The following is a 12,216-nucleotide window of genomic DNA, read 5'->3' on the forward strand; positions in this document are numbered from 1 at the left end:
ATAGCCCTCCTTTACGTATATAGGAATATTCCTCTTCAATATACAGTTTTTAGAAATAAAAAATCAACTTTTCTCCCTTATTATGCTTACATATGATTCTTTCTAAAAACTTTAATATGTAAGGAACATAGTAAAATTCCGTATTAAATATATTCTATGTAAAAAAGCCCACACTAATGTGCGAGCTTTTTTATACTTATAAAATAGTTATCGTTTTCCTTTTTCATAAGGAGTTCCTAATGCTTTCGGAGCTTCAGAACGACCTACAAAACCAACAAGCGCTAATATTGTGAATACATATGGTAATATCGTTAATAAAACACTTGGAATTTGATCTAATACAGGAATTGTTCCGCCCGTTACACTTAGAGATTGCGCAAAACCAAAGAATAGAGCTGCACCTAATGCGCCTAGTGGATTCCACTTCCCAAAAATCATAGCAGCTAAAGCTAAGAAACCTTGTCCTGTAATAGTTGCCCCTGAGAAGTTATTAGAAATTGACATTGCAAAAATCGCTCCACCGATTCCAGCAAACACTCCTGAAATACAGACTCCAATATAACGCATTTTATATACATTAATCCCCATCGTATCCGCTGCCATTGGGTGTTCACCAACAGCACGTAGACGAAGACCGAACGGTGTTTTATAAATAACATACCAAACAACGAATGCTAAAATAATGGCAATATACGACGTTATTGGTACGTTCGAGAAAAATATTTTCCCTAAAACCGGAATATCCGAAAGGCCTGGAATATCAATCTTTTCAATACGATACTGAATAAAGTCAGTCTGCCCTTTATCAAAAATCTTCTTAATTGCAAATACTGTTAAACCAAGAGATAAGAAGTTAATGGCTACACCACTTACAACTTGATCTGCTCGGAATGTAATAGAAGCTACCGCATGAAGTAATGCAAATAATCCACTACCAATTGCCGCAAATAATAATGCAATCCATGGAGTCATCGTTCCCCAAGTATCACCCATCAATAAGTTTGTAACAACTCCAATAAATGCACCAAATAGCATTAGTCCTTCTAATCCGATATTTACAACACCTGATCGTTCACTAAATACACCACCTAGTGCTGTGAAAATGATAGGTGCCGATGTATATAACGTACCCGTCACAAGAATGGCTAATATATCTAAAAAGCTCATTTATTTCCCCTCCTTGCTCATGCGTGTAAGCGCCCATCTTAACACATAACTACATGCAACAAAGAAGATGATACATGCAATAATTACATTAATAAGCTCTGACGGTACATCTGCCTCAAAGTTCATTTGAGGGGAAGCACTTTTCAAACCACCAAATAATAAAGCTGAAAGGATTATACCAAACGGATTATTCCCTCCAAGTAATGCTACGGCAATCCCATCAAATCCTACTCCTGTAAACGAAGACATCGCTGTCATACTCTGAAATGTCCCTAATCCTTCCATCGCTCCACCAATCCCCGCAAATGCACCAGCAATTGTCATAGAGAATACTACATTACGAGAAACTTTCATACCTGCATATTGAGAAGCATGCTGATTAAATCCTACAGACTTTAATTCGTAACCTAAAGTTGTTCGATCTAATAAGAACCACATTAAAATAGCGATTAAAATTGCTACAATAATTCCCCAGTGTAGACGTGAACCGTCAGTAATAGAAGCAAGCCAGTCTGAAGATAGTGACGCACTCTCTTTAATATCATACGTTTTGTCATTACCCGCATGTAAGAAACGCTTAATGATGTCATACGTTACATACAACGCAATATAGTTCATCATAATAGTTACAATAACTTCATTCACTTGAAACTTCCCTTTTAAATATCCCGGAATGAAGCCCCAAATTCCGCCCACCAATGCGGCAAATAAAATCGATAATGGAATATGAAGGAACGCTGGTAGTGAGACTGCATAACCGAACCAAACCGCCGCAAGCCAACCAACTAACAATTGACCCTCTACCCCGATATTAAATAAACCTGTACGAAATGCAAACGCCACCGATAAGCCAGCAAGAATAAGCGGTATCATTGTACGGAGCGTTTCACCAATCGCACTTGCGCTGCCGAACATTCCTGTCCAAAGTGCACTATAACCAACAATTGGATCATAGCCACTAACTAGCATTACAATCGCTCCTACAAGTAAGCCGAAAATAACGGATAGTACTGGGACTAAAATATTTATCGTTCGTTCTGTTAAAAGTTTTTTAGCCATTTGTACCCACCTGCTCCTTCTTTGTTCCTCCAGCCATTAACAATCCAAGCTGTTGTTCATTCGTTTCTTTCGCATCAACTATTGCTACAATTTCCCCTTCATAAATAACAGCAATTCGATCGCTAACATTTAAGATTTCATCTAACTCTAATGATAAAAGTAATACACCTTTTCCTTTATCCCTTTGCTCTATTAATCTCTTATGAATAAATTCAATTGCTCCTACATCTAAACCACGTGTTGGCTGTGCCGCAATTAATAAATCTGGATTTCGGTCTACTTCACGTGCAATAATTGCTTTTTGTTGATTGCCCCCAGATAGAGCGCGTGCTAACGTTTGCTCACTAGGTGTACGCACATCAAACTGTTCAATAAGAGCCTTTGCTTTTTCTGTAATTTTGCTGAAATTTAAAATCCCTTTCTTTGAAAATGGATTTTTATAGTACGTTTGCAGAACTATATTATCTCTAACTGAAAAATCAAGAACGAGTCCGTGTTTATGACGATCTTCTGGAATATGACCAATTCCTTCTTCTGTTATTCTTCTAACAGGCCAATTTGTTATTTCTTTTCCTTTAATTGCAATAGAACCTGACTCAACTTTTCGTAAACCAGTAATTGCTTCTATTAATTCACTTTGTCCGTTTCCATCAATCCCTGCAATCCCAACAATTTCCCCCGCACGAACAGTTAAGTCAAGGCCTTTTACAGCAGGTAGTTGACGTGCATCGTGAACAACAAGGTTTGCAATTGAAAGTACCTCTTCTTTTGGCTTCGCGTCTATTTTTTCTGTTTTAAAATTCACTTGACGTCCGACCATTAATTCTGCAAGTTTATTTTCATCCGTATTTGCAACGTCAACCGTTCCAATCCCTTTTCCTTTACGAATAATCGTACAACGATCGCAAACTTCCATAATTTCTTTCAACTTATGTGTAATAAGAACAATAGATTTTCCTTCTTGTACAAGCTTTTTCATAATTTGAATTAGCTCATGAATTTCTTGTGGTGTTAACACAGCTGTCGGTTCATCAAATATTAAAATTTCTGCACCGCGGTAAAGAGTTTTCAAAATCTCAACACGCTGTTGCATACCCACTGAAATATCCTGTATTTTCGCATATGGATCTACAGCCAAACCGTATTGTTCAGACAGTTTTTGAATTTCTTTAGCAGCATCCTCAACAGCAATTTTCCCTTTTTTCTTCGGTTCATTTCCGAGAATAATATTCTCTGTAACTGTAAAATTATGAACAAGCATAAAGTGTTGATGGACCATTCCAATACCAAGGTCATTTGCTATATTCGGATTTGTGATTTTTACAGGTTTACCTTTAATTTTAATTTCACCCTGCTCTGGTTGGTACAAACCAAATAGTACATTCATCAATGTGGATTTCCCTGCACCATTTTCTCCAAGTAAAGCATGTATCTCACCCTGCTTTACTTGCAGCGTAATATCATCATTCGCTACAATGCCTGGGAATACTTTCGTAATGTTATTCATCTCAATTACGTATTCCATTGTGTTCCTCCTTTTAACAGGGAACATTCCCTATTACACTATTAACTTATTAAACAATTCGGAAGTTTTATACATACAAAGGTTAGTTCTATGAACTAACCTTTGCTATTTCTCTATTTATTTTTTTAGAGAAGCTTCGTATTCTTTATACTCTTTATCTGTAGCTGGCACTTTAATTTCACCGGCTGTAATTTTCTTTTCAAGCTCTTCTACTTTTGTTAAAATTTCAGGGTTAACTTTTTTCACGTTATCAGTTGTTTTTGAAATACCAATACCGTCATCTTTTAAGCCAAACTCTTCAATTTTCCCACCTTTTAAATTCCCATCTTTTGCTTCTTTAGCTACTTTTTCTACAGCTACATCAACACGTTTAATCATTGAAGTTAATGTTACATTTTCAGGCATACCTTCTTGATGTTGGTCACGGTCAACACCGATTACCCAAACATTTTCACCTTTTTTCTTACGGTTTTTCGCTTCTGTGAACACACCGTTACCTGTACCACCAGCAGCATGATAAATTACGTCTACGCCTTGACCATACATTGCTGAAGCAAGAACTGTACCTTTTTCAGGCTTATCGAATGCTTCTGCATATTCAGATACGATTTCAATGTTTGGATTTACTGCCTTTGCACCAGCTTTAAATCCATTTTCAAATTTACTAATTAAATCACTTTTCATTCCACCAACAAATCCTACTTTATTCGATTTTGTTGACATAGCTGCTACCGCACCTACAAGGAATGATCCTTCATGATCTTTAAACGTAATGCTCGTTACGTTCGGTGCATCTACAACAGTATCTACGATTGCAAATTGTTGTTTTGACGATTCTTTTGCTACTTCTTTAATTGCACCCTCTAATTTATAACCAATTCCGAATGTTAAATCATATTTATCTTTCGAGAATTTTTTTAAATTCGGAATATAATCAGCCTCTTTTTCAGACTGAAGGTAACGATAATTTGTCTTTTCTTTTAAACCATTATCTTTACCAAACTTTTGTAACCCTTCCCAAGAAGATTGGTTGAATGACTTATCATCAACGCCCCCAACATCCGTTACAAGACCAACCTTGAAGTCTTTATTGTCTTTCGTGTCTTTCTTGTCACTGCTCGCCTTATCCGAGTTACCACATGCACCTAAAACTGTACTTGCTGCTAATGTTAATGATAATAAAAGGCCTGCTTTTTTCTTCATACTAGAAACCCCTCCAAAAATGATATATATTTATTTATTCTTACGCTGCTGTTCCTTACTTCTTGCTGTCACCTCCCTAAAAAGGAATTTACCTACATACGCTTTCTTAATACGTGGAAGCTAAATTTATCAGCTCTAAAGTAATTGATAGAATATAAGATTGGCTCATCATTTTGATCATAGTGCATTTGTTTTAATACAAGCAGTGCTGTTTCAGGCTCACATTCTAAAATCGGTGAGATTTTAGGGTGATAGCCAATTGGCTCAATGTGGGCAACCGCATATGTTATGCGCTTATGTGTGTTATTATGTATCACCGTTAATAATGATTCCTCATTGTAACCCGATAAATCTGGCAATATTTCTTTTGCAAGTTTATCGATACAATACACAACAGGTTCCCCATCTGCTGTACGTACGCGTTCAATCATCACTGCATTAAAACCATCTTCACTATTAAACTTCTCTTTTTCCTCTTCTGTTAAAGTTGTAGTAGATGATGATAAAAAGATTGTTCCTGGTGTTTTCCCCACACTAGAAATCATATCTGTAATACTAGAAAGTTGTTCTATTCCAGAAGAAAATAATGGCTTTGCATTTACAAATGTCCCTACACCATGTCTACGAATGACAACATTTTCTTCTTCTAAAATACGCAACGCTTCCCTTAAAGTCGCTCTACTTACGCCAAGTTCTTTCGCTAAATCAAACTCTGATGGTAACTTTTGTCGTTCTTTATAAGCCCCATCTTTAATTTTTTCTTTGATGTGATCAATCACCCGTAGATATAGGTGACGACTATCGGATTTTACTGACATAAGACTCCCCCGCATTTCAATTATTCGACCTCTGATGTAAGACTTCTTTTCTCTTTTTTCAACTTACAACATAGTACAAATGACTAAACACCAAAATAAGCGTAATTGTCGAATAAATAATAATAATTTTTTTTAATGAAATTTTCACTCTTTATTGCATAAAAAAAACTTTGCACCATAAACATTCCTCATTTCGAGAAAAAGTTCGGCACAAAGATCCTTTACATCCTTTGTTACACACTTTTCCCCTCATAGTCTAGCAATTCATGGTTGCCAGGTAGAAACTTATGGACCTTATCTCCAAGATTATATGAGGCAGTGATTCTTTTCGAAGTAATCTTACCACTTGCTCTCATACGTGTCAACAAAATCTAACATTTTTCTGCATTAAATATCGAACATTTACATAAAACATACTCAAAGTATTCGTATTCTAAAGAGCACTCCTGAATGTAAGCCCTTTCTTTATTACTGAGTATAGTATATAACAAAAACACTATATAAAAAAGCCTAATTGTAAAAACAATTAGGCTTTTTTTAAGAACTTTTTTCTTGTACATCATTAATGAGCACTTCTCTCGGTTTACTACCTTCATATGGACCTACTACACCATTCATTTCCATTGCATCAATTAGGCGAGCAGCTCGCGTATAACCTACTCTAAACCTACGTTGTAACATAGAAACAGATGCTGTTTGCATTTCCACTACAAGTTGAACCGCTTCATCATATAATTCATCTTCTACTTCCTGCTTCGTATCAGGAACATCTTGCGGAATCATATCTTCTTGATATTGTGCTTTTTGCTGTCCAATGACATATTCTACAACTCTCTCAACTTCATCATCTGATAAAAATGCGCCTTGTACACGTACAGGTTTCGATGCACCAATTGGTATAAACAGCATGTCTCCACGACCTAGTAGCTTCTCTGCACCACCACCGTCAAGAATTGTACGAGAATCTGTTTGAGAAGATACAGCGAATGCAATACGTGATGGAATATTTGCTTTAATAACACCCGTAATAACATCAACTGACGGACGTTGCGTTGCAATAATTAAATGAATACCAGCAGCACGAGCCATTTGCGCTAGACGCATAATCGCATCCTCTACATCAGACGAAGCAACCATCATTAAATCTGCTAACTCGTCCACAATTACTACAATATAAGGTAATTCGGGTTGTTTCGCTTCTGATTGACTATTATGCTCTTTTATATAATCGTTGTATCCTTCAATGTTACGTGTACCACTATGAGCAAACAATTCATAACGACGTTCCATTTCACTCACAACTTTTTTCAATGCTTGCGATGCTTTTTTCGGATCAGTTACAACTGGCGTTAACAAATGAGGCACACCGTTATATACATTTAACTCTACCATTTTCGGGTCAATCATCATTAATTTTACTTCATGTGGTTTTGCACGCATTAAAATACTAACAATAATACCGTTAATACATACACTTTTCCCGCTACCTGTCGCACCAGCTACGAGTAAATGGGGCATTTTATTTAGACGGGCTAATACAGCTTCACCTGTAATATCTCGGCCAAGACCAATTAACAACTTCTCTTCCGGATGGTTATTAGCCTTAGAATCAAGCACTTCCCTCAGTGTTACCATCGAAACTTCTGAGTTCGGAACTTCGATCCCTACAGCTGATTTCCCGGGAATTGGCGCTTCAATACGAATGTCCTTTGCAGCTAAAGCAAGGGCTAAATCATCACTTAAACTGACAATTTTGCTTACTTTTACCCCCATATCAGGATACACTTCATATTTTGTAACTGCAGGACCTCTATGTACTTTTGTTACTTTCGCTTTCACTCCGAAACTTTGGAATGTACGTTCTAATTTACGAGCATTCTCATAAATTTCCGCATTTTCATTTGTAACTTGCTTATTCTTTGGAAATTTTAATATATCAAGTGAAGGAAGCTTGTAATCTTTATTTTCTACATTTGAAAATTGCATAGGAGGTGCTTGCGCTTCACTCTCTAACGATTCAACAATTTTTTCTCCACGCTTTTTCTTTGGTTCTTCAATTGGCGGAGTCTCTTCAATAAACGGTGAAGTGATCAAATCTTCTTCCTCTACTTCGATTCGTTTATCCTCTTCTTCATTTACAGGATAATTCTCAGTGAAATTCGAAATAATCGGAGGATCAATTGAAATTTCTTCCATCGGCTCAATAATTTCTTCTTGTTCTGCAGCACGTTTGCTTCTTGTGCTTCTTGTTGTTTTTTTCTTTTCTGTTTGTTCAGCCGTTCTTTTAGCTCTCCAATCTTTATAATCCCCTTGCATCACTTGAAATTGACTTCTAAGAATTCTACCAACTGGCGCTAACACTTCTCCAATATGCTTATTTGTTATACAAAGTATACCGAGAATAACTAGAATAATACCAATGATATAAGCTCCTACTTCGTCAAATAAGAAGTAACATGTTGCGAACATAAGCGCACCAAACATACCACCACCTAAATGAACGCTATCTGGCCCCTTTTTCATTTCAAGAAAGAAGTTATCTTTCGTACTCACAATAACAGAAGTATTTTGCACTGCTCCATCTTTTGTAAGAAGGTTAAATAATGTAATATGACTAAACATTAATATCGCCAATACAATTAAATAAAATCCAATTAATCGTTTATTTAAAAGGTTCGGCCATCCGCGTTTTATAACAAAGGAAACCGATAAAGCTATTACACCTAACACACCAATTATGTACCACTCACCAAAGAAGAAGCGAAAAAATAACACAAACGATTTTCCTACAACGCCTAGCTGTAAAATCGTAATGATTGAAAGTGCAAAAAGAGTTAAACCGACGATTTCATAATACAAAGTTGGCTTTATCGTACGCCTTGCCTTTGCCTTCGTCCCTCTTTGCTTTTGTTTTGCCATTTCTTCACCTCGCGTTCTACATATAAATAAAGCTCCCCTCAAAACGCTCTATTTATATGTCTGTTTTCTCTATTTTTCAGGTCTTTATATCTTCTATTTTTACACTTCTTGTAAAATGCTAAATAAACAGAAGAAAGCAGCCTACTCATGGCTGCTCAACCGTCTTGTTTTTTATATTATACCATAGCTTCTAAACAAAATCCTTCTTTTTGCTAAAAGGTTATTTTCTGACCGGGCTCAAACTCTAAATAGTGAAGTGGGTCCGTACTTAGCACACGTACAATAGAATAACATCCATGTTCCTCTTCAGAAACCATTAATTCCACACCATTTATATTTACAACTTTTTGACTTTCACATTGTGAATAATCGGCCGGATACACAAGTTGCTCTGGCATAATTGTATATAAAATCATTGTAGCATTGTCCCTTCTGTACTATCTTCCGCGCGAACATCTATTAATTCGTTTAATTTTCGAATCGCATTTCCAATACCGCCAACATCATCTATAAGACCGTACTTTACTGCATCCCCACCAATTACATTCGTCCCAATATCTCGCGTTAAATTCCCTTTCGCAAACATAAGCTCTTTAAAACGATCTTCTGTTACTTTTGAGTGCTTCGTCACAAAACGAATGACTCTTTCTTGCATCTTATCCAAATACTCAAATGTTTGTGGCACACCTATGACAAGACCTGTTAAACGAATTGGATGAATTGTCATCGTCGCAGTTTCCGCAATAAACGAATAGTCAGTAGAAACAGCAATCGGTACACCGATGGAATGTCCCCCACCTAAAACTAGAGATACTGTTGGTTTTGAAAGTGAAGCTACCATTTCAGAAATTGCTAGCCCAGCTTCAACGTCACCTCCAACCGTATTTAATATTAAAAGCAAACCTTCAATTTTCGGATTTTGTTCAATCGCAACAATTTGCGGAATGATATGCTCATATTTTGTTGTTTTATTTTGCGGTGGTAATTGAACATGACCTTCCACTTGTCCGATAATCGTTAAACAATGAATACGTGATTCATTCATCTGTGGTACATTTGTCTGTCCAAGCTGTTGAATTTTTTCAACTATTGAAGCCTCTTTTCCAGCTTCTTTTGGCTCAGCTTCTTTTTCTTCATTTGTATATCGATCACGCTCTGTCATTTCGCATCCCCTTTCACTCGTATATAACTATTATTTCTTAAGTTATAAATTTCATTCGATAGGGTTAAAAAGAAAAAAGATCACCCATAAGGGTGATCTTTTTATACTTCCATAATAATCGGTAAAATCATAGGTTTTCTCTTTGTCTCTTCGTACAAGAACTGTCCTAATAATTCACGAATATTTTGTTTTAACATTGACCATTCAATTGAATATTCTTTAATTGACTGCTCAACAATCATACGTACAATCTCTGTAGATCGTTCAATTAACGCTTCTGATTCACGAACATATACGAAACCACGTGAAATGATTTCTGGACCAGAGATAATTTTCTTTTCATCTTTACCAAGCGTTACAACAACTACTAGTATTCCATCTTGAGATAACATCTTTCTATCTCGAAGAACGATATTACCAACGTCACCTACACCTAATCCATCAATTAAAACATTACCAGCTTGTACTTTACCGACTAAGTTCGCTTCATCGTCACCAAAAGCAATTACATCGCCTTTTTCTACGATAAAGATATTTTCTCTTGTAATACCTACATCTTCAGCTAAATATGCATGTGCTTTTTGCATACGGAACTCACCATGTACGGGTACAAAGTACTTTGGTTTCATTAAATTTAACATTAATTTTAATTCTTCTTGGCTACCGTGACCTGACACGTGAACTTTTCGTTCGCCGTAATAAACAACTTCAGCTCCAGCTCTAAATAACAAATCAATAATTTTTGATACAGATATTTCATTACCCGGAATTGGCGAAGCAGCAATGATAACAGTATCACCTTTACGAATTGAAATTTGTTTATGTGCTTGTTTTGCCATTCTAGATAGAGCAGCCATCGGTTCACCTTGACTACCTGTCGTTAAAATAGCTACCTTCTTCTCTGGAAAGTTGTCTACTTCTTGTAATGAAATAACCATACCTTCTGGAACATCTAAATAACCAAGACGTCTTGCAATGTCTACTACTTTCACCATACTACGTCCTACTACCGCTACTTTTCGCCCTGTTTCAGCAGCTGCATCAAATACTTGTTGAATACGATGTACATTCGATGCAAATGAAGCAACGATAATACGACCTTCTGCGCCATAGAACACTTTAGAGATTTCTACACCAACTTCTTTTTCTGAACCTGTATAGCCTGGGCGCTCTGCGTTTGTACTATCAGATAATAAGCAAAGTACGCCTTCATTTCCGATTTGCGCCATTTTCCCAAGGTCTGCTCCACTATTTCCAATTGGAGTTTGATCGAATTTAAAGTCTCCCGTATATACGACTGCACCTTTTGATGTATGGAAACAAACGCCAACAGAATCCGGAATACTATGTGTCGTTCCGAAGAATGACACCGTTGTAGTGTTAAATTCTACTGTTGAATTTGAATCGATTGTTTTTAGGTCTACACGGCCTAACATGCCCGCTTCACCAAGTTTTTCTTGTATAAGTCCTACTGTTAATTTCGTTGCATAGACTGGAATAGATAATTTACGAAGTACATACACAATTCCACCAATATGATCTTCATGACCGTGAGTAATAAATAAACCTTTTACTCGCTCTTGATTTTCCACTAAATATGTAATATCAGGAATAACGATATCAATTCCAAACATTTCATCTCCCGGGAACATTAACCCTGCATCTACGATAAAGATTTCAGAATCAATTTCAACACAGTACATGTTTTTCCCGATTTCACCTACTCCACCAAGAGCAAATACTTTAACAGACTCATTCTCTTTTCTCTTCATGTTGTTGCCTGGTTTAAAAATCTTGCAAACACTGATTTCACTAAAATTGCAGAGACACCAGGGGAAACTCTACAACCACCATATTTTCACCGTCCAAGACGAATGTCCTTACCGTTATGCGATATCATGTCCTTGTTTATTTTTTAAACCAGGTTTCACCTCTCTTTCATTATATAAATCAAATATCTTATTCGATATGATATGAAAATTTAATTAAATTATAATTTTTCCCAATTTTGCTAAGCATACCCGTACTAAGCTACTTAGCCATATTATACCTGATACAAGAAATAGAACACAAGTTAAATCGTGCGAAAGAAAGAGTAAAAGAACGGAATGACAACAAAAGTATCGAACGTATTTCCTTTATATTTACTTCGATTTTATACTCCATATTATTTTGAAGAACTAGCCATACAAAAGAAAAGCCTATATATAGTGGGTTGTGGAAACACTCCTTAAAAAAAGATACAGTCACGATAATTCGTGACTGTATCTTTTCTCTGCGTAAACTCACCATATTCTGCAACTAACCCTTACAGATTGCTCTTCATTTCACAGTATACCTTAACTTGTGGTGAAAATACATAC

9 protein-coding genes and 1 riboswitch are annotated in these 12,216 nt (G+C 36.3%); all 9 genes read right to left on the reverse strand.

The window, feature by feature from the left end; genetic code table 11:
• Window positions 1-207: 207 nt before the first annotated feature.
• The 9 genes from ACQGS6_RS05615 to ACQGS6_RS05655 all read right to left on the reverse strand — a co-directional run bounded on the left by ACQGS6_RS05615 (window position 208) and on the right by ACQGS6_RS05655 (window position 11,625).
• On the reverse strand, window positions 208-1,167 hold the full coding sequence (locus ACQGS6_RS05615) for an ABC transporter permease (RefSeq protein ID WP_000008857.1): 960 nt from the start codon (window positions 1,165-1,167) through the stop codon (window positions 208-210).
• A complete protein-coding gene (locus tag ACQGS6_RS05620) occupies window positions 1,168-2,226 on the reverse strand; it encodes an ABC transporter permease (RefSeq protein WP_001085254.1) in 1,059 nt (352 codons plus the stop codon).
• Window positions 2,219-3,751 (reverse strand): ABC transporter ATP-binding protein, encoded by a 1,533-nt coding sequence (locus ACQGS6_RS05625; RefSeq protein ID WP_000456907.1) that lies wholly within the window; start codon window positions 3,749-3,751, stop codon window positions 2,219-2,221. Before ACQGS6_RS05625 ends, ACQGS6_RS05620 begins: the two co-directional genes overlap by 8 nt.
• Before the next feature lie 117 nt (window positions 3,752-3,868).
• The gene (locus tag ACQGS6_RS05630) at window positions 3,869-4,954 is read right to left on the reverse strand and encodes a BMP family lipoprotein (RefSeq protein WP_000725771.1); all 1,086 of its coding nucleotides are present in this window, start codon (window positions 4,952-4,954) and stop codon (window positions 3,869-3,871) included.
• 92 nt (window positions 4,955-5,046) lie between these two features.
• Window positions 5,047-5,772 (reverse strand): GntR family transcriptional regulator, encoded by a 726-nt coding sequence (locus ACQGS6_RS05635; RefSeq protein ID WP_000114182.1) that lies wholly within the window; start codon window positions 5,770-5,772, stop codon window positions 5,047-5,049.
• 232 nt (window positions 5,773-6,004) lie between these two features.
• A riboswitch (purine riboswitch) is annotated at window positions 6,005-6,106 on the reverse strand.
• Window positions 6,107-6,309: 203 nt separating this feature from the next.
• Window positions 6,310-8,691: a DNA translocase FtsK gene (locus tag ACQGS6_RS05640; protein WP_001118776.1), complete on the reverse strand. Its 2,382-nt coding sequence runs from the start codon at window positions 8,689-8,691 to the stop codon at window positions 6,310-6,312.
• A 212-nt stretch (window positions 8,692-8,903) separates the two neighbouring features.
• The gene (locus tag ACQGS6_RS05645; RefSeq protein ID WP_000605020.1) at window positions 8,904-9,107 is read right to left on the reverse strand and encodes a YlzJ-like family protein; all 204 of its coding nucleotides are present in this window, start codon (window positions 9,105-9,107) and stop codon (window positions 8,904-8,906) included.
• Window positions 9,104-9,853 carry a translocation-enhancing protein TepA gene (gene tepA / locus ACQGS6_RS05650; RefSeq protein WP_000139806.1) on the reverse strand — a complete coding sequence of 250 codons (750 nt, stop codon included), beginning with the start codon at window positions 9,851-9,853 and terminating at the stop codon, window positions 9,104-9,106. Before tepA ends, ACQGS6_RS05645 begins: the two co-directional genes overlap by 4 nt.
• Before the next feature lie 101 nt (window positions 9,854-9,954).
• Window positions 9,955-11,625: a ribonuclease J gene (locus tag ACQGS6_RS05655; protein ID WP_000823096.1), complete on the reverse strand. Its 1,671-nt coding sequence runs from the start codon at window positions 11,623-11,625 to the stop codon at window positions 9,955-9,957.
• Between the last annotated feature and the right edge of the window lie 591 nt (window positions 11,626-12,216).

This window comes from Bacillus sp. GMs2/2 (assembly GCF_050172095.1).
Lineage (GTDB): Bacteria > Bacillota > Bacilli > Bacillales > Bacillaceae_G > Bacillus_A > Bacillus_A cereus.

What these genes read in the sequence shown, in the direction of transcription:
- ACQGS6_RS05615 (WP_000008857.1), bottom strand. Translation starts at nt 1,167, where the DNA reads ATGAGCTTTTTAGATATATTAGCCATTCTTGTGACGGGTACGTTATAT.
- ACQGS6_RS05620 (WP_001085254.1), bottom strand. Translation starts at nt 2,226, where the DNA reads ATGGCTAAAAAACTTTTAACAGAACGAACGATAAATATTTTAGTCCCA.
- ACQGS6_RS05625 (WP_000456907.1), bottom strand. Translation starts at nt 3,751, where the DNA reads ATGGAATACGTAATTGAGATGAATAACATTACGAAAGTATTCCCAGGC.
- ACQGS6_RS05630 (WP_000725771.1), bottom strand. Translation starts at nt 4,954, where the DNA reads ATGAAGAAAAAAGCAGGCCTTTTATTATCATTAACATTAGCAGCAAGT.
- ACQGS6_RS05635 (WP_000114182.1), bottom strand. Translation starts at nt 5,772, where the DNA reads ATGTCAGTAAAATCCGATAGTCGTCACCTATATCTACGGGTGATTGAT.
- ACQGS6_RS05640 (WP_001118776.1), bottom strand. Translation starts at nt 8,691, where the DNA reads ATGGCAAAACAAAAGCAAAGAGGGACGAAGGCAAAGGCAAGGCGTACG.
- ACQGS6_RS05645 (WP_000605020.1), bottom strand. Translation starts at nt 9,107, where the DNA reads ATGATTTTATATACAATTATGCCAGAGCAACTTGTGTATCCGGCCGAT.
- tepA (WP_000139806.1), bottom strand. Translation starts at nt 9,853, where the DNA reads ATGACAGAGCGTGATCGATATACAAATGAAGAAAAAGAAGCTGAGCCA.
- ACQGS6_RS05655 (WP_000823096.1), bottom strand. Translation starts at nt 11,625, where the DNA reads ATGAAGAGAAAAGAGAATGAGTCTGTTAAAGTATTTGCTCTTGGTGGA.